A 16,643-nucleotide genomic window follows, 5' to 3' on the forward strand; every position below is an offset into this window, starting at 1 on the left:
CACAAAAACAACAACTTCGACGATGCAATTTGAGGATGACGACAATGATTATCTATGGTGTGGCGTTTCTGGCCTTTTGTACCCTGGCGGGTATTTTTGTGGGTGAGCTGCTGGGCAAGCTGATTGGCGTGCCGGCCAACGTCGGCGGTGTCGGTTTAGCGATGCTGCTGTTGATAGGTTTGGGCAGCTACCTGAGCAAGCGTGGCCTATTCAAGGGCAAGTCCGAAGCTGGCGTGGAGTTCTGGAGCGCTATCTACATCCCGATCGTGGTGGCGATGGCGGCGCAGCAAAACGTCTATGGCGCGCTCAAGGGCGGGCCTATGGCGATTCTGGCCGGGACGTTGGCGGTGGTCATCGCATTCGCGCTCGTTCCGGTGCTGGTGCGCATCGGCAACAAGACGCCTGAAGCCGATGTTTCCGTGAAAACCGTAGGGTGACCGCCATGTACGAATCGATGATGAAGGTGATTACCGGCTACGGCCTGATCAGTGGTTTTGCCATTGTCGGCATCACCATGTGGGTGTCGTACTGGATCAGCGACACGTTCACCAAGGGGCGCCTGCACGGCTCGGCCATTGCAATTTTGCTGGGGTTGGTGCTCGCGTACATCGGTGGTGCAATGACCGGCGGGCAAAAAGGTGTCGTGGATATTCCGCTGCTCTCCGGCATCGGTCTGCTCGGCGGCGCCATGCTGCGGGACTTCGCCATTGTCGCCACGGCATTTGGCGTCAGCGTCGATGAGCTCAAGCGCGCGGGACTCGTCGGCGTGCTGGCGCTGTTCGTCGGGGTGGGCACCTCGTTTGTCGCCGGGGTCGGTGTCGCGATGGCCTTTGGTTACACCGACGTGGTGAGTCTGACTACCATCGGTGCCGGCGCCGTAACCTACATTGTCGGACCGGTCACCGGCGCGGCGATTGGCGCAAGTTCCGAAGTCATGGCGCTGTCGATTGCCGCCGGGTTGATCAAGGCCATTCTGGTGATGGTGGCGACGCCTTTCGTGGCGCCCTATATCGGTCTCAACAATCCGCGCAGCGCAGTGATCTTTGGCGGCTTGATGGGCACTTCCAGCGGCGTGGCGGGCGGCCTTGCGGCGACCGATCCGAAACTGGTGCCCTATGGCTGCCTGACGGCGGCGTTCTACACCGCGCTAGGGTGCTTGCTTGGGCCTTCGTTGTTGTTTCTGATCATGCGCGGGTTGATGGGGTAGGGCTTGAGCGATCGTTGAGTGATCGTTCCCACGCAGAGCGTGGGAACGATCATGACAGGCTCGGTTTCAGGCCTGGCGGTTGGCATACATCCGACACTCGGCCAACAGCGCCAGCAGATTCGGATCACGCTCCTTGGCCTTCAGGAAGACCACGCCGATGTGCTGCTGCAACCGGTATTTCTCCTGCAACGGGATCAGCTTCACCCGGTTCTCATACACCGCCGCAATCCTGCCCGGCAGCAACGCATAACCGACCCCGGAGCTGACCATGCTCAGCAGGGTGAAGATGTCGTTGACCTGCATCGCCACCTTCGGCGCGAACCCTGCCTGCTTGAACACCCGCACGCCGTCCTGATGCGTGGCAAAGCCCTGCGTCAAGGTAATGAACGTCTCGTTGCGCACTTCGGCCAGGTCGACGTCGCTGCGCTGGGCGAAGGGTGAGTCGGCCGGCGTGGCGAGGAAGATGTCATCGGAAAACAGCGATATTTGCTCGCAGTCCGGATCGTTGACGCTGTCGTCCAGGGACACCAGGATCGCATCGACTTCCATGTTCTTGAGCTTGTACAACAGGTCGATGTTCGAGCCCATGATCAGGTCGATATTGAGTTCGCTGCGGCGGATCTTCAGGCCCATGATCAGTTGCGGCACGGTCTTGACCGTCAACGAATACAGCGAGCCCAGTTTGAAGCGTTCGGCGGAAAACCCGGCCGCCTCGCGGGTCAGGCGCACGCTTTCGACCACGTCCTGGATCAGCTTCTGCGCGCGCTCTTCCAACACATAGGCGCTCTCCAGCGGAGTGAGGTTGCGGCCTTCGTGCTTGAACAGCGGGCAACGCAGCGCGCTCTCCAGCGAATGAATGGCCCGGTGCACGCTGACGTTGCTGGTCTGCAAATCGGCCGCTGCCCGCGCCAGGTTGCCGGTGCGCATGAAGGCGAGGAACACCTCGAGCTTTTTAAGGGTCAATTCTTCGTCGATCAACATGGGGTGGACTCTTATTCGTATGGCCTGATTGTGCCCGAAGAAGCCGTGTAGCCATTTAAAAAAGCAAACCATTGCACTTTAAAGCGCCAAGCCTGAGCCTTGGCACCTGTTTCGGAATGTAGGGTGGGATTGGATGTATCACGGGGAACGACTCAACGCCTGGACGCATTTGGTGGGGGCGGTCGCGGCGTTTATCGGCGCGGTGTGGTTGCTGGTGATTGCCGGGATGGCCGGCGATCCCTGGAAGATCGTCAGCGTGGCGATCTATGGGTTCACCTTGCTGGTGCTCTACAGCGCCTCGACGGTTTATCACAGCGTGCGCGGGCGCCGGAAAGAGATCATGCAAAAGGTCGATCATTTTTCGATCTATCTGCTGATTGCCGGCAGTTATACGCCGTTCTGCCTGGTGACCCTGCGCGGGCCGTGGGGCTGGACCTTGTTCGGGATCGTCTGGGGACTGGCCGTGATCGGCATCCTGCAGGAGATCAAGCCGCGTTCCGAAGCGCGGATCCTGTCGATTGTCATCTATGCGGTGATGGGCTGGATTGTATTGATCGCGGTCAAGCCGTTGCTGGCGGCCCTGGGCAGCACCGGTTTCGCCTGGCTGGCCTCGGGCGGCGTGCTCTACACCGTCGGCATCATTTTTTTCGCCCTCGATCATCGCCTGCGCCATGCCCATGGCATCTGGCACCTGTTCGTGATCGCCGGGAGCCTGCTGCACTTCGTGGCAATTCTGTTCTATGTGCTTTGAGCGGTGGCGAACAGGCGATCCAACTGCGCCTGGGCCTGGCTGGCAACAATCTCCAGCAAGGCGCCCAGCGTATGCGCCGCAGCCTCGTTGGCTCGGGTCACGGCGTAAAGGCAAATGGGCAGAGGCGGCGCCAGTGGCCGGATGGCCGTGCGGGTGCTCGAGGCGCCCAAGGCCGTGAAGGGGTCGATAACCGCCAGCCCGGCGCCGGACTCGACCATGGCCCGGGCCAGAGAATAGGTCTGCACAGCGATGTTGACGCGCGGTGGCGGCTCCACCGATATGAGATAGCCGTCCAGCCTAGCGGATAAAGGGTCGGTGCTGGACAGGCCGATCAATGGCGCATCGGCCAGTTCCTGCAACGGCATCGGACTGCCGATTGCCGCTTCGGGCCAATGGTCGCGCGGGGCCAGCGCCACCAACACACCGCTGGCGAGCGGCTGGGCCTTGAGCCCCGGGTGGTCGGGAGGTTGCAAGGTCAGGGCGACGTCGATTTCACGCATCAGCAGGTTCTGCGTCAGTTCGCGGCTATGGGCGCTGGACAGCTCGCAGACGATGTCCGGATAGCGTCGGGTCCATTGATGGACCGCCGCGGGCAACAATGCCAGGGCCAAGGCCGGCGTGGCGCCGATCCGCAGGCTGTGCCCCGGCTCGCGGCGCAGGCTCTGGGCCAGGCGTCGAACACCTTGCAGGCTTTCGCTGACCTTGTCGACCTCGCGTTCCAGTTCCAGCGCCTCGGGCGTGGCCTGCAACTTGCCGCGCACCCGCAAGAACAGCGCAAACCCCAGTTGCTGCTCGGCATGCTGCAACACCTTGGTCACCGCCGGCTGGGAAACGTGCAGCAACTGGGCGGCGCCGCTGATGGAGCCGGCCTGGCGAATGGCCTGGAAAACCTCGATATGACGAAGGCGCATGGCAAGCCCATAACCTTTGCTTATAGGAGGCCCATCTTTATTCATTGTTCGAGGGCTGTCACCTGGTTCTAATCTCGGTCCATTCGAAACGGGTGTGAGATGGACATGGCTGAGCGGGTCTGCATCATCGGTGGCGGTGTGGTCGGGTTGGCGACGGCTTATGCGCTGGTTCGCGATGGCATCGACGTCACGCTGGTGGACGCCCGGAATGAGGTGGGCAGCGAAACCAGTTTCGCCAACGGCGGCCAGTTGTCCTATCGCTACGTCACGCCGCTGGCTGACGCCGGCGTGCCGTGGCAGGCGTTGGGCTGGATGTTGCGTGGCGATTCGCCGCTCAAGCTGCGTCCGCGCCTGGATCCGGCGCAATGGCGCTGGATGGCGGCGTTTGTTGCCGCATGCCGGACCTCGATCAACCGGCGCAACGGCGCGCACCTGTTGCGCCTGGCATTGTTGAGCCAGGCGACGCTCCAGACCTGGCGTGAAGAAGACCGTCTCGACGGCTTCGAGTGGCGGCGCAACGGCAAGTTGGTGACGTTTCGCAGTGCCGGCCATTTTCAACACGCACGCCAGCGAGTGACCGATCACGTTCATCAGCACGTGCTGGGCCCAACCGAATGCGCTGGCCTGGAGCCTGCCTTGGCTGGCGTGTCGTGGGCGGGGGCGATCTACACGCCGGATGAGGAAGTCGCCGATTGCCACGGTTTTTGCCTGCAACTGGCGGCGCGACTGCGGGCGTCAGGGCGCTGCGAATTCATGTTGGGGCGCGCCGTGACGGGTATCCATCATGCCAACGGGGCGGTGCAAGCGGTCGACCTGGGCGAGCGACGCCTGGAAGTGGAGCACTTGGTCATCGCCGCCGGGCACCGCAGCGCAGCGCTTGCATTGCCAGGGATGCGAATGCCGTTGTACCCGCTCAAGGGCTACAGCCTGACGGTGCCGATCGATGCGCGACACCGCGCGCCTGAACTGAGCATCACCGACTATGACCGCAAGGTCGTCTACGCTCGCATCGGTGAACAACTGCGCGTGGCGGCGATGGTGGACATTGTCGGCTTCGACCCAGCGCCAGACCCCAGACGCCTGGCCCTGATCCGGCGTCAGGCCATGGAAACGTTCCCGCTGGTCGGCGATTACGAACGCGCCGTCGAGTGGGCGGGCATGCGTCCGGCCACGCCCAGCGGCGTGCCGCTGATCGGCGCCACGGGTTATCGCAACCTGTGGCTCAACCTCGGCCATGGCGCCTTGGGATTTACCCTGGCCTGCGGCAGCGGTCGTTTGCTCAGCGAACTGATCCGCCATCGCACGCCTTCTATCGACATGCAGGGCCTCACGCCCCGCGCCGCCTGACCTACCGCAACGGAGTATAACAATGCAAAAAATCACGTTGATCGGCTGCACCCTGAGCCTGCTGCTCGGCTCCCAGGTTTTCGCCAACGAGCCGCCCCCGGTTGGCACGCTGGACAAGATCGCCAGCAGCCACAGCATCACCCTGGGCTATCGCGATGCTTCGGTGCCGTTTTCCTATATCGCAGATAACAGCGGCAAGCCGATGGGTTATTCGGTGGAACTGGCGAACAAGGTGGTCGAGCGCATCAAACAGCAACTGGCGCTGCCGCAACTGAACGTGAAGTACAACCTGGTGACTTCCCAAACCCGCATTCCCCTGGTGCAAAACGGCACTGTGGACCTGGAGTGCGGCTCCACCGGCGTTACCGCCGAGCGCCAGAAGCAAGTGGCGTTTTCCTACGGCTTCATTTACGTAAAGGGCCAGTTGCTGACGGCCAAGGACAGCGGCATCCGCAGCTTCGCCGATCTGCGCGGCAAGAACGTGGTGACCACGGCAGGCACCACCAACGAGCGCTTCCTCAAAAGCTACAACCAGGACAACCAGGTCGACATGTTCGTTATCAGCGCCAAGGACCACGGCGAAGCCTTCCAGATGCTCGAGACCGGTCGCGCGGCGGCGTTCTACATGGACGACGCGCTGCTCTACGGCGAACGGGCCAAGGCCCGCGATCCGCACAAATGGGTGGTGGTCGGGGAAGAGCAATCGCGGGAAATCTACAGTTGCATGGTGCGCAGGGACGACCCGCGGTTCCTCGCGCTGGTTAATGCGACCCTCGCGGATTTGTACAAGTCAGGCGAGATCAACGCGATCTATGATCGCTGGTTCCAGAAGCCGATCCCACCCAAGGGCTTGAACCTGGAATTCCCCATGACCAGCGAATTGAAGGCGATCATTGCCAAGCCGACCAGTGATCCGGTGAAATAAACTTTTTACACCGGGGAAATTTCCAGCTTCAGAAATCTCCCCACAACTGCTGCGCCACGGCCAGCGCTACCACTGGCGCGGTTTCGGTGCGCAGCACGCGGGGGCCGAGGCGGGCGGCGTGGTAGCCGTTGCCCTTGGCTTGCCCGACCTCGGCGTCGGATAGGCCACCCTCCGGGCCGATCAGGAATGCCAGCGTTGTCGGCTTGGCATGGCTGACCAGCGGCTCGGCCACCGGATGCAGCACCAGCTTCAGTTCGGCGGCGGTCTGCTTCAACCAGTCGGCCAGCAATAAGGGTGGATGAATCACTGGGACGGTGGAGCGCCCGCATTGCTCGCAGGCGCTGATCGCCACTTGGCGCCAGTGCAGCAAACGCTTGTCGGCGCGTTCATCCTTGAGGCGCACTTCGCAGCGCTCGGTGAAAATCGGCGTGATCTCGCTGACGCCCAGTTCCGTGGCTTTCTGGATCGCCCAATCCATGCGCTCGCCCCGGGACAGGCCCTGGCCTAAGTGAATACGCAAGGGCGATTCAGCCTGGCCGGCAAATTGTTCGTCGAGCTGCACGCGCACACGCTTCTTGCCGACTTCGGCCAGGGTGCCGCGAAACTCCTGGCCGGAGCCGTCGAACACCTGCACCGCATCACCCTCGGCCATGCGCAGCACACGGCCGATGTAATGGGCCTGGGCTTCGGGCAGTTCATGGTCGCCGAGGCTCAGGGGCGTGTCGATGAAGAAGCGGGACAGTCTCATGTTTTGTTCTCTAAGTACGGGTGCGCATTGCTGCATGGTCAAGTGCTGTTGTGGCGAGGGAGCTTGCTCCCGCTCGATTGCGCAGCAATCGCAAGAATGGGGCCGCTACGCAGCCCAGCGGGAGCAAGCTCCCTCGCCACGGGAAAGCGTGCAATCAGCCTGGATCACGAAAGCCAGGGTGGAAATCCTTCGGCACCGCCACGCTGACCGTGTCTCGCGTGGCGATGTCGATACCTTCGCTGGCGACCTCGGCCAGAAAGTCGATCTGTTCCGGCGTGATCACATAAGGCGGCAGAAAATACACCACGCTGCCCAGCGGCCGCAGCAACGCGCCGCGCTCCAAGGCATGCTGGAACACCGTCAGGCCGCGGCGCTCCTGCCACGGATAGGCGGTCTTGCTGGCCTTGTCCTTGACCATTTCGATGGCGAGCACCATGCCGGTCTGGCGCACTTCGGCCACGTTGGGATGGTCGGCCAGGTGCGCCGTGGCGCTCGCCATCCGCTGGGCCAGGGCCTTGTTGTTTTCGATAACGTTGTCTTCTTCGAAGATATCCAGCGTCGCCAGGGCGGCCGCGCAGGCCAGCGGATTGCCGGTGTAGCTGTGGGAATGCAGGAAGGCGCGCAGGGTCGGATAGTCGTCGTAGAAGGCGCTGTAGACCTCATCGGTGGTCACGCATGCCGCCAGCGGCAGGTAACCGCCCGTCAGGGCCTTCGACAGGCAGAGGAAATCCGGCGTGATGCCGGCCTGTTCACAGGCAAACATCGTCCCGGTGCGGCCGAAGCCGACCGCGATTTCATCGTGGATCAGGTGCACGCCGTAGCGGTCGCAAGCTTCGCGCAATAACTTCAAATACACCGGGTGATACATGCGCATCCCGCCGGCGCCCTGGATCAGCGGTTCGACGATCACTGCCGCCACCGTGTCGTGGTGCTCGGCCAGGGTCTGTTCCATCGCGGCGAACATGTTGCGCGAATGCTCTTCCCAACCCATGCCGTCGGGGCGGTGGTAGCAGTCGGGGCTCGGCACTTTAATGGTGTCCAGCAGCAACGCCTTGTAGGTTTCGGTGAACAGCGGCACGTCGCCCACCGACATCGCCGCGATGGTTTCGCCGTGGTAGCTGTTGCTCAGGGTGACGAAGCGCTTTTTGTCCGGTCGGCCGCGATTGATCCAATAGTGAAAGCTCATCTTCATCGCCACTTCGATGCAGGACGAGCCGTTATCGGCGTAGAAGCACCGGGTCAAGCCTTCAGGCGTCATCTTCACCAGGCGTTCGGACAATTCGATCACCGGCTGGTGGCTGAAACCGGCGAGGATCACATGTTCCAGTTGATCGACCTGATCCTTGATGCGCTGGTTGATGCGCGGGTTGGCGTGGCCGAACACGTTGACCCACCAGGAACTGACGGCGTCGAGGTAGCGCTTGCCTTCAAAGTCTTCCAGCCACACGCCTTCGCCGCGCTTGATAGGGATCAGCGGCAGCTGTTCGTGATCTTTCATCTGCGTGCAAGGATGCCACAGCACCGCGAGGTCGCGTTGCATCCACTGGTTATTCAGGCCCATGTACAGTCTCCTCGAGGCAGCTCGCGGCGGGCGCGGGCAAAACAATCGCGCAAGCCTATGCAATGGCGGGCCGGGGAACAACCCATTGTGTCGTCCGCGCTAGTTTCGGTGAGGCGATAGACGTCGCTGGCGGCGTTTTGATGGCTGACGTATTCTTCGCCGTTCCCGGAGCCGACTGGCTCGAAAAACCGAAAATTCTTACGTAATTCCGGAGTTCGCTGAATGTCTGCTGGTTGGCTGCGCGCCTGTGCGCTGGTGATGATAGGGCTGTTCAGCGTTTCGGCGCTGGCCAAGGACAAACAACCGACGGCCATCGTCATCGGCGGCGGGCTGGCCGGACTCACGGCGGCCTACGAATTGCAAAACAAGGGCTGGGCCGTGACCCTGCTGGAAGCCAAACCGAGCCTGGGCGGCCGTTCGGGCATGGCCACCAGCGAGTGGATCGGCAACGACAAGGTCCAGCCGGTACTGAACAAGTACGTTTCGACCTTCAAGCTGAGCACTACGCCGGCGCCGGAATTCGTGCGTACCCCCAGCTACCTGATCGACGGCACCTATTTTACTGCCGCCGACCTGGCGACCAAGCAGCCAGCGACCGCCGAAGCGCTCAAGCGCTACGAAACCACCCTGGATGATCTGGCCCGTTCCATCGACGACCCACTGAACCCGACGGCGACCAGTACGTTACACGCGCTCGACCAGATCACCGTGTCTAACTGGCTGGACCGTTTGCAACTGCCGGCCACCGCCCGACAGTTGGTCAACCAGGAAATCCGCACGCGCTATGACGAGCCGTCGCGCCTGTCGCTGCTTTATTTCGCCCAGCAGAACCGCGTCTATCGCGGCGTGTCCGACCGTGACCTGCGCGCCTCGCGCCTGCTCGGTGGCAGCCCGGTATTGGCCCAGGCGTTCGTCAAGCAACTGAAAACCATCAAGACCGCCTCGCCGGTGTCGGCCATTTCCCAGGACAAGGATGGCGTCACCGTCAAGGTCGGCAGCGTTGGTTACCAGGCCGACTATGTCGTGCTGGCCGTGCCCTTGCGGGCGCTGAACAAGATCCAGCTGACCCCGGCCCTGGATGCCCAGCACCTTGGCGCGATCAAAGGCACCAACTACGGCTGGCGCGACCAGATCATGCTCAAGTTCAAGACCCCGGTCTGGGACAGCAAGGCACGCATGTCGGGCGAGATCTACAGCAACGCCGGGCTCGGCATGATGTGGATCGAGCCGGCCATGAAGGGCGGCGCCAATGTGGTCATCAACCTGTCCGGCGACAATGCGCGAGTGATGCAGGCCTTCGGCGACAAACAGATGGTCGACCAGGTGCTGATCCGCCTCCACGCGTTTTATCCACAGGCGCGCGGCGCCTTCACCGGTTATGAAATCCGTCGCTACAGCACCGACCCTGCCATGGGCGGCGCGTACCTGGCGTTTGGTCCGGGCCAGATCAGCAAATACTGGCGCCTGTGGGAAAAGCCCTTGCAGCGCGTAGCCTTTGCCGGCGAACACACTGACGCTTTGTACCCGGGCACCCTGGAAGGCGCACTGCGCAGCGGCCAGCGCGCCGCCAGCCAGGTTGAAGACCTGGCGGCGGGCAAGTCGTTCGAACCACCAAAAGTCGCCCCGGCCGCAGCAGCTGCCGCCGGAGCGGTGGCGGCGAAGAAAGGCAATTTCTTCAGCAACCTGTTCGGCGGCTCGGATGACGACAAGAAACCAGAGCCGGCCAAGGCCCCCGAGCCGGTAGCGCCGCCTCCAGCACCGGCACCGGCCCCCGTCCCAGCCCCAGCGCCGGTGGAACCACCCGCGCCGGCGCCAGCGAAGACCGAGCCAGCCAAGAAAGCTGCGGCCAAGCCAGCGGCGAAGAAGCCGGCGGCCAAGGCCCCGGCTAAAAAAGCCCCGGCCAAGGCTCCGGTAAAAAAGGCTGAACCGGCGAAGAAGCCCGCCGCCAAACCGGCAACGACTGCTGAGACCAAGGCTCAGTAACGTCAAGTGGAAAGAACGCTGCCGTCCACTTAAGGCAAGCAATAAACCCGTGGCGAGGGAGCTTGCTCCCGCTGGGCCGCGAAGCGGCCCCAAACCCTCCCGATGCGGAACATCAGACACACCGCACCCGCCGGTTTACGACTGCTTCGCAGCCGAGCGGGAGCAAGCTCCCTCGCCACGGGTCGATCATTACGCCGACGTCCTACAGGGCTCGACGATATATCGGAAACTTCCCACCCTTTAACCGGAAGCAGCCGATAGAGCTCGCCGGGCCATGCGTTCAGGCTCCTTGAAAAACAGGAGCGCGTATGAAAATACTGATGGCAATGGTCGTATCAGTTTCGCTGTACGGGTGTGTGTATGGTGAATGTCGGGATCCCCTGATTATTCCGATGATTCCAGAACGGGACCCTCAGTTGGCGTACAAATGCACCCTTGATCCCTACAACCCAAAATGTTCAGTGAACTAATCATTCAAGGCTTTAGCTCGTAAAAACTGGAGCGAAGATGAGATTGATAGCGGCTTTAATTGTATTGATAGTGTTTGGTGTCGGTGGCTGTACTAATGGCCGTATGGTGCTTAAAAAGCACGATCCTCAATTAGCTTATAGATGCGACATGGATCCCTACAGGTCTGAATGCGTCAACAATTGACTCTAGAGAGGCGGTAGAGAAAACGACCAAGTTTTAATTTCCACATTCCTCAAATGTCGCCCCACTCGGCTTTGGTGGGGCCGAATCCGCTCGCGATGACGCCTTCCAGCCAAGCTGATCTCCTGGCTCCCCCTTCGGCACCAACCAACGCATCCGCTTTAATCTTTCCTTAACGCACTCGTCCCAGACTGATGATCGTATTTCTCGATATTTCAAAGCGAAATTTTCCGCTTTAATTCGATAGATAACTCGCTAGTCTTGGTCACAGTTTTTACAGGATATGAGCAATGCAGCTACGCAACTCCTCTTCTCGCTATGGCTGGGTCAGCATCGTTTCGCACTGGGCCGTTGCCCTGGCGGTGTATGGGCTGTTCGCGCTGGGCCTGTGGATGGTCGGGCTGGATTATTACAGCACCTGGCGCAAAGACGCGCCGGACATCCACAAGAGCATCGGCCTGGTGCTGTTGGCGGTGATGGTGCTGCGAGTGATCTGGCGTTTCGTCAGCCCGCCGCCACCGACCCTGGAAACCTATGGCCGCCTTACACGCGTCGGCGCCAGGATTGGTCATAGTGCACTGTATCTCGGGCTGTTCGCCGTGATGATCGCCGGTTACCTGATTTCCACCGCAGACGGTGTCGGGATCTCGGTGTTTGGTTTGTTTGAAGTACCCGCGCTGGTATCCGGACTGCCTGATCAGGCAGACGTCGCCGGCCAGATCCACTTCTACCTGGCGTGGGCGCTGGTAATTTTTTCCGGCCTCCATGCGTTGGCAGCATTGAAGCACCACTTTATCGACCGTGACGCGACCCTCAAGCGCATGCTGGGGCGCCAAGCCTGATGTTCAACCTCGACTCCAAAGGAATAGAAAGCATGTTGAAAAAGACGCTCGCCGCCCTGGCAATCGGTTCTGCCCTGCTGTCCGCCGGCCAGACCATGGCCGCAGACTACGTGGTCGACAAGGAAGGCCAGCACGCCTTCGTCGACTTCAAGATCAGCCACCTGGGCTACAGCTACATCACCGGCACCTTCAAGGATATCGACGGCAAGTTCAGCTTCGACGCCGCCAAGCCTGAAGCCAGCAAGATCGAATTCAACGTCAATACCGCCAGCGTGTTCACCAACCACGCCGAGCGTGACAAGCACATCGCCAGCGCCGACTTCCTGAACGCCAGCAAATTTGGCAAGGCCACTTTCGTGTCCACCAGCGTCAAGTCCACCGGCGCGAACACCGCCGATGTGACTGGTGATCTGACCCTGCTGGGCGTGACCAAGTCGATCGTCGTCAAGGCCACTTTCCTGGGTGAAGGCAAGGACCCATGGGGCGGCTACCGTGCCGGCTTTGAAGGCACTACCACGATCAAGCGTTCCGACTTTGGCAAGCAGAAAGACCTGGGACCAAAATCCGACGTGGTCGAGCTGTACGTGACGTTTGAAGGTGTTCAAGCGAAGTAACTTTCGGGCCTGACAAAAAAACGCCCCTGGTCTTGCGACCAGGGGCGTTTTTTCAAGCGTTGGAAAAACTCAGCGATTTCGCGTCAGCAATGCCGGCTTCTCACCGCGTGGACGGCTTGGCAGTTGATCCAGCTGCTCAGGCGTCGGGAAACGATCGACCTTCGATTCCTTGTGCATGATTTTCGGCTGGCTGCCACGCGGGTTCTGCACGGCGGGTTCCTGGCGAGGCTGGTCGTCATCACGGGCCGGGCGGCGTGGCCGAGAGTCTTCGCGGCGGGCCTGGCCGTCACGCGGAGCGCCATTGCGCGGGCCGCTGCGCTTGGCCGGTGGCGTGCCGGTGGACGAGCCGTTGCTGTTGCGCGGACCGTTCTGGCGACCGCCCTGTGGCTGGCCACTGCGTGGTGCTGCGCCAGCGCCAGCGCCGGGTGCCGGGGCGCCTGGACGACGACCGCGACCTTGGGCCGGTTTCTGCTGTGGCACGTAGTCGACACGGTTGCCAAAGTTATCGACATCATCGTCAAGGAACTCATCCGGGGCACGATCGGCTGCGGCGCGCGGTGCTGGGCGTTGCTGCTCACGGGCTGGCGTACCTTCACGGGGCTTCTGCTCGCGGGCCGGACGTTCGCCGCGACCGCTGGTGGCCGCCTTTTCCTTGCCCTTGTCCTTGCCTTTGTCTTTACGACCGCCGCCACCGCCGCCGCCGTTTGGACCATCGCCGCGTGGACCACGCGGGTTGCGCGGGTTACGAACATCCGGACGCTCGCGCACTTCAGGTTTTTCAGCCTCAATGGTGCTGGAATCGAAGCCCATCAGGTCGCCGTCAGCGATTTTCTGCTTGGTCATACGCTCGATGCTCTTGAGCAGCTTCTCTTCGTCCGGCGCGACCAGGGAGATCGCCTCGCCCGAACGACCGGCCCGGCCCGTACGGCCGATACGGTGTACGTAGTCTTCATCGACGTTCGGCAGTTCGAAGTTGACCACATGCGGCAACTGGTCGATGTCGAGGCCGCGAGCGGCGATGTCGGTGGCAACCAGGATGCGCACTTCGCCGGCCTTGAAGTCGGCCAGGGCCTTGGTGCGGGCGTTCTGGCTCTTGTTACCGTGGATCGCCACAGCCGGCAGGCCGTGCTTATCCAGGTACTCGGCCAGGCGGTTGGCGCCGTGCTTGGTGCGGGTGAACACCAGGACCTGTTCCCAGGCGCCGGTGGTGATCAGGTGCGCCAGCAGCGCACGCTTATGGCTGGATGGAAGGCGGAATACGCGTTGCTCGATGCGCTCGACCGTGGTGTTCGGCGGCGTGACTTCGATGCGTTCCGGGTTGTGCAAGAGCTTGCCGGCGAGGTCGGTGATGTCCTTGGAGAACGTCGCCGAGAACAGTAGGTTCTGGCGCTTGGCCGGCAGGCGGGCCAGCACTTTCTTCACGTCATGGACAAAACCCATGTCGAGCATGCGGTCGGCTTCGTCCAGCACGAGGATTTCCACGTGGGACAGATCGACGCTGCCCTGGCCAGCCAGGTCCAGCAGGCGACCGGGGCAGGCCACCAGCACGTCGACGCCACGCGCCATTGCCTGGACCTGCGGGTTCATGCCGACGCCGCCGAAAATGCAGGCACTGACGAATTTCAGGTCGCGAGCATAGACCTTGAAGCTTTCGTGTACCTGGGCCGCCAGTTCGCGGGTGGGGGTCAGGACCAGTACGCGCGGTTGGCGCGGGCCATGACGCTGGGATTTGTCTGGGTGACCGTTGGGAAACAACCGCTCCAGGATCGGAAGGGCGAAACCGCCGGTCTTGCCAGTACCTGTCTGTGCGGCGACCATCAGATCGCGACCTTGCAACACGGCGGGGATAGCCCGCTGTTGCACCGGGGTAGGCTGGGTGTAGCCGGCGGCTTCGATGGCGCCGACTAAAGCCTCGGAGAGACCGAGGGAAGCAAAGGACATGAGTAATCCTGTTTTTAGTGAGGGCCTGGCCCAAAGGGATAGTCTTGCCTGGCGCGAATGGGGTCAATCGAAGACCTCATCCCGTCCGGTCCCGCCGGGTCTGGAAGACGGGTCCGGACAGGGCTCGCGCGGGCTGGAAGCTGCGCTGTAGCGGTGTCGGGATGCCTTTTGCAAGACCGGGCGTCCGGGCGTGAGCCTGGCGGGAATGCCGGAGTATAACAGAGCAATCGCCGTGCGCCGCTTTCCTGCTGCTCAACGGTGTATTTCAACGCGGCACCGTGTCGGTCCCAGCCGCCTTGGCCGTCGGGCCGGCACCATAGCGGGCACTCAGCTCGGCATAGGCGGGCTCATGCTTGAAACGCTTGAGCTCAGCGCCGAAGCGTTGCACCAGCAGATCCATGCCGGCGCCGCGCCGCACCGCCAGGTATTGGCTTTGGCGGCTCACGACCGTGGGACTTTCGGTGATCTGGTCCCCCAGTTGTAGCGCCTTGAGCACATGCCGGCCGACCCGGCGATCAGTGATGAGCAAGTCAATCCGGCCCAGCTGCAACTTGCCGAAGTTGGCTTCGTGGGTGGGCGCCGCTTCTTGTTTGAATCGGGTCGATTCCCTGAACGCCTGACTGTACAGATAACCGGGGGAGGTGCCGACGGTCAGCCCGTCCAGGTCCTCGAGGCTACGAAACGGATGGGGCCTCGCGTTGGCGTAGAACATGACGAACTCCACATCCGACAGCGGTTCGCTGGGGTAGAGCAGCAAGGCATCGCGCTCGTCGCTGCGGAAGATGTCCAATGCGCCGTCCGCCAGCCCTTGCTCCAACATCGCCAGGCAACGTTTCCAGGGCAGCAGTTGCCATTCCACGTCGATGCCCAGGCGCTTGAAAACGATGGCCGTGGTTTCATAGTCCAGGCCCAAGGTCTTGCCATTTTCTTCATAGACATAGGGCGCCCAGGGTTCGGTGACAATGCGCAACTTCTCGGCCTGGGCGGCGACGCTCAGGCACAAGAGAAAGAGGGCTGTCAGTAACTGGACGACTACGGGCATGGCCGGAGGTTACGACGAGAACTCATCAAATAGCTAGAGCGCTCTGGCTCGCGGGTTGGTTGCCCTTTGCCTGCAAGGCGCATGAAAAAGGCCCGGGTTTTCACCAGGGCCTTTGCGTACCGGCACTTCGGGAGGTGCCTAGCGCGGCAGCTTGAGGTTGTTCCACACCGCGAGGCTAGGCTCGGCCTGGTTCAGCGTGTAGAAGTGCAGGCCCGGCGCGCCACCCTGCAGCAGCCGCTCACACATCTGCGTGATGACCTCTTCGCCGAAGCTTTGGATGCTGGACGTGTCATCGCCGTAGGCTTCCAGTTGCTTGCGGATCCAGCGCGGGATTTCTGCCCCGCAGGCGTCGGAGAATCGCGCCAGCTTGCTGTAGTTGGTGATCGGCATGATCCCCGGTACCACAGGAATGTCGACACCCATCTTGCGAACGCGCTCGACGAAATAAAAATAGCTGTCGGCGTTGAAGAAGTACTGGGTAATCGCGCTGTTGGCGCCGGCGTTGGCCTTGCGCACGAAGTTGCGCAGGTCATCTTCGAAGTTTCGCGCCTGAGGGTGCATTTCCGGGTACGCGGCGATTTCAATGTGAAAGTGCTCGCCGGTTTCTTCGCGAATGAACTCAACCAGTTCATTGGCGTGACGCAGCTCGCCACTGGCCATGCCCATGCCTGACGGCAGGTCGCCGCGCAGGGCCACGATGCGCTTGATGCCGGCGGCTTGGTATTGGGTCAGCAGGCTGCGCAGGTCATCCTTGCTATCGCCCACGCAAGAGAGATGCGGAGCGGCCGGGACTTTGACTTCGCGTTCGAGCTGCAGCACGGTGTTCATCGTGCGATCACGGGTCGAACCGCCGGCGCCGTAGGTGCAGGAGAAGAAATCGGGTTGGTAGCTGGCCAACTGACGGGCAGTGGCGATCAGTTTTTCATGCCCAGCATCGGTCTTCGTCGGGAAGAACTCGAAGCTGTAGCGGCGTTCTTGGGACATGGTCGGGGCTCCCAGCGGCAAGCTGCAAGCCACAAGCTGCAAGAGGACGGTGCGCCGAATTCTTGTGCTTTCAAGCTTGCAGCCCGCGGCTGCGTAATAGCGATGAAGAAGGAAGCCTCAAGCTGCAAGTGAACAACCGCTTTCACTTGCAGCTT

14 protein-coding genes and 1 pseudogene are annotated in these 16,643 nt (G+C 61.7%); 8 read left to right on the top strand and 7 right to left on the bottom strand.

Features of this window, described 5'->3' with window-relative positions; translation table 11 throughout:
* Positions 1–44: 44 nt before the first annotated feature.
* Together madL and madM are read left to right on the top strand one after the other, a co-directional pair.
* Positions 45–437 (top strand): malonate transporter subunit MadL, encoded by a 393-nt coding sequence (gene madL, locus J3P95_RS02110; RefSeq protein WP_434560330.1) that lies wholly within the window; start codon positions 45–47, stop codon positions 435–437.
* Positions 438–442: 5 nt separating this feature from the next.
* Positions 443–1,207, top strand: coding sequence for a malonate transporter subunit MadM (gene madM / locus J3P95_RS02115; RefSeq protein ID WP_434560332.1), 765 nt, complete (start codon positions 443–445; stop codon positions 1,205–1,207).
* A gap of 66 nt (positions 1,208–1,273) precedes the next feature.
* Here madM and J3P95_RS02120 read toward each other — a convergent pair whose 3' ends face one another.
* On the bottom strand, positions 1,274–2,188 hold the full coding sequence (locus J3P95_RS02120; protein WP_434560334.1) for a LysR family transcriptional regulator: 915 nt from the start codon (positions 2,186–2,188) through the stop codon (positions 1,274–1,276).
* 133 nt (positions 2,189–2,321) lie between these two features.
* On the opposite strand from J3P95_RS02120, the gene trhA reads away from it, so the two are divergent.
* Positions 2,322–2,939 (top strand): PAQR family membrane homeostasis protein TrhA, encoded by a 618-nt coding sequence (trhA, locus tag J3P95_RS02125; RefSeq protein ID WP_434578908.1) that lies wholly within the window; start codon positions 2,322–2,324, stop codon positions 2,937–2,939.
* On the opposite strand, the gene J3P95_RS02130 is transcribed toward trhA, so the two are convergent.
* Positions 2,927–3,850: a LysR family transcriptional regulator gene (locus tag J3P95_RS02130; RefSeq protein ID WP_434560338.1), complete on the bottom strand. Its 924-nt coding sequence runs from the start codon at positions 3,848–3,850 to the stop codon at positions 2,927–2,929. The two genes, trhA and J3P95_RS02130, sit on opposite strands and share 13 nt — an antisense overlap.
* A gap of 105 nt (positions 3,851–3,955) precedes the next feature.
* Between J3P95_RS02130 and J3P95_RS02135 the strand changes: the two genes are divergently transcribed.
* Entirely contained in the window at positions 3,956–5,197 is a 1,242-nt protein-coding gene (locus J3P95_RS02135) for a D-amino acid dehydrogenase (protein ID WP_434578906.1), read from the top strand.
* 22 nt (positions 5,198–5,219) lie between these two features.
* The gene (locus J3P95_RS02140) at positions 5,220–6,122 is read left to right on the top strand and encodes a transporter substrate-binding domain-containing protein (RefSeq protein ID WP_434578904.1); all 903 of its coding nucleotides are present in this window, start codon (positions 5,220–5,222) and stop codon (positions 6,120–6,122) included.
* A 28-nt stretch (positions 6,123–6,150) separates the two neighbouring features.
* On the opposite strand, the gene J3P95_RS02145 is transcribed toward J3P95_RS02140, so the two are convergent.
* Entirely contained in the window at positions 6,151–6,870 is a 720-nt protein-coding gene (locus tag J3P95_RS02145) for a 16S rRNA (uracil(1498)-N(3))-methyltransferase (RefSeq protein WP_434578902.1), read from the bottom strand.
* Between the two features lie 154 nt (positions 6,871–7,024).
* Positions 7,025–8,431 (bottom strand): adenosylmethionine--8-amino-7-oxononanoate transaminase, encoded by a 1,407-nt coding sequence (locus J3P95_RS02150; RefSeq protein ID WP_434560346.1) that lies wholly within the window; start codon positions 8,429–8,431, stop codon positions 7,025–7,027.
* A 222-nt stretch (positions 8,432–8,653) separates the two neighbouring features.
* Here J3P95_RS02150 and J3P95_RS02155 point away from each other — a divergent pair, with 222 nt between their 5' ends.
* From J3P95_RS02155 to J3P95_RS02165, 3 genes are all read left to right on the top strand, one after another.
* Positions 8,654–10,414, top strand: coding sequence for a flavin monoamine oxidase family protein (locus tag J3P95_RS02155; RefSeq protein WP_434578900.1), 1,761 nt, complete (start codon positions 8,654–8,656; stop codon positions 10,412–10,414).
* Positions 10,415–11,355: 941 nt separating this feature from the next.
* On the top strand, positions 11,356–11,907 hold the full coding sequence (locus tag J3P95_RS02160) for a cytochrome b (protein WP_305498213.1): 552 nt from the start codon (positions 11,356–11,358) through the stop codon (positions 11,905–11,907).
* A 32-nt stretch (positions 11,908–11,939) separates the two neighbouring features.
* Positions 11,940–12,521 carry a YceI family protein gene (locus J3P95_RS02165; protein WP_434578897.1) on the top strand — a complete coding sequence of 194 codons (582 nt, stop codon included), beginning with the start codon at positions 11,940–11,942 and terminating at the stop codon, positions 12,519–12,521.
* Positions 12,522–12,590: 69 nt separating this feature from the next.
* Here the strand turns inward: J3P95_RS02165 and J3P95_RS02170 are convergent, their stop codons facing one another.
* The 3 genes and pseudogenes from J3P95_RS02170 to metF form a co-directional block, all read right to left on the bottom strand.
* The gene (locus J3P95_RS02170) at positions 12,591–14,462 is read right to left on the bottom strand and encodes a DEAD/DEAH box helicase (protein WP_434578895.1); all 1,872 of its coding nucleotides are present in this window, start codon (positions 14,460–14,462) and stop codon (positions 12,591–12,593) included.
* Positions 14,463–14,692: 230 nt separating this feature from the next.
* Positions 14,693–15,504 (bottom strand): annotated as a pseudogene (locus tag J3P95_RS02175) (substrate-binding periplasmic protein); the annotation flags it as partial.
* 138 nt (positions 15,505–15,642) lie between these two features.
* On the bottom strand, positions 15,643–16,488 hold the full coding sequence (gene metF / locus J3P95_RS02180; RefSeq protein ID WP_434578894.1) for a methylenetetrahydrofolate reductase [NAD(P)H]: 846 nt from the start codon (positions 16,486–16,488) through the stop codon (positions 15,643–15,645).
* Positions 16,489–16,643 lie beyond the last annotated feature (155 nt).

The organism is Pseudomonas sp. Z5-35, from assembly GCF_051131945.1.
Taxonomy (GTDB): Bacteria; Pseudomonadota; Gammaproteobacteria; order Pseudomonadales; family Pseudomonadaceae; genus Aquipseudomonas; species Aquipseudomonas marvdashtae.

Bases quoted from the DNA above. Each gene is read 5' to 3' on its own strand.
- J3P95_RS02120 (WP_434560334.1), bottom strand. From the start codon at position 2,188: ATGTTGATCGACGAAGAATTGACCCTTAAAAAGCTCGAGGTGTTCCTC.
- J3P95_RS02170 (WP_434578895.1), bottom strand. From the start codon at position 14,462: ATGTCCTTTGCTTCCCTCGGTCTCTCCGAGGCTTTAGTCGGCGCCATC.
- madL (WP_434560330.1), top strand. From the start codon at position 45: ATGATTATCTATGGTGTGGCGTTTCTGGCCTTTTGTACCCTGGCGGGT.
- J3P95_RS02155 (WP_434578900.1), top strand. From the start codon at position 8,654: ATGTCTGCTGGTTGGCTGCGCGCCTGTGCGCTGGTGATGATAGGGCTG.
- madM (WP_434560332.1), top strand. From the start codon at position 443: ATGTACGAATCGATGATGAAGGTGATTACCGGCTACGGCCTGATCAGT.
- J3P95_RS02160 (WP_305498213.1), top strand. From the start codon at position 11,356: ATGCAGCTACGCAACTCCTCTTCTCGCTATGGCTGGGTCAGCATCGTT.
- trhA (WP_434578908.1), top strand. From the start codon at position 2,322: ATGTATCACGGGGAACGACTCAACGCCTGGACGCATTTGGTGGGGGCG.
- J3P95_RS02130 (WP_434560338.1), bottom strand. From the start codon at position 3,850: ATGCGCCTTCGTCATATCGAGGTTTTCCAGGCCATTCGCCAGGCCGGC.
- J3P95_RS02140 (WP_434578904.1), top strand. From the start codon at position 5,220: ATGCAAAAAATCACGTTGATCGGCTGCACCCTGAGCCTGCTGCTCGGC.
- J3P95_RS02145 (WP_434578902.1), bottom strand. From the start codon at position 6,870: ATGAGACTGTCCCGCTTCTTCATCGACACGCCCCTGAGCCTCGGCGAC.
- metF (WP_434578894.1), bottom strand. From the start codon at position 16,488: ATGTCCCAAGAACGCCGCTACAGCTTCGAGTTCTTCCCGACGAAGACC.
- J3P95_RS02135 (WP_434578906.1), top strand. From the start codon at position 3,956: ATGGCTGAGCGGGTCTGCATCATCGGTGGCGGTGTGGTCGGGTTGGCG.
- J3P95_RS02165 (WP_434578897.1), top strand. From the start codon at position 11,940: ATGTTGAAAAAGACGCTCGCCGCCCTGGCAATCGGTTCTGCCCTGCTG.
- J3P95_RS02150 (WP_434560346.1), bottom strand. From the start codon at position 8,431: ATGGGCCTGAATAACCAGTGGATGCAACGCGACCTCGCGGTGCTGTGG.